1 protein-coding gene is annotated in these 313 nt (G+C 52.7%); it reads left to right on the top strand.

Going from position 1 to position 313, the window contains the following annotated elements; genetic code table 11:
- Nucleotides 1-313 (top strand): phage tail sheath C-terminal domain-containing protein (locus AC1RP1_RS08175; RefSeq protein WP_481762747.1); only part of this gene is annotated, 313 nt, incomplete at both ends.

Here is a 313-nt window from a genome sequence, read left to right as displayed (position 1 = left end):
GCTTGCTGCGCAGATGAGCGCGCTCTCGTGGTTGTCGATTCGTCGTATTGTGAACGTGATAAAGGTCGCGCTCTATCAGTTCCTGCTGTACTCGCTGCAAGAGCCTAACGATGACTTCACGGGTCGTCAGATCGTGCAGTCGTGTTCGGATTCCCTCCAGACCATCAAGAACGCCCGGGGCATCTCGGACTTTACAGTGATCTCAGATTCTACAGTGATCTCAGATTCGTCGAACAACACGGCGCAAGACTTCAACAGCGGTATCCGTAACGTGACGGTCATCATCATTCCGGTGATACCGATCCACATCATC

Source organism: Dellaglioa sp. CoH-56-MRSF-13 (assembly GCF_056782095.1).
This window is presented reverse-complemented; position numbering and strand designations above follow the sequence as displayed.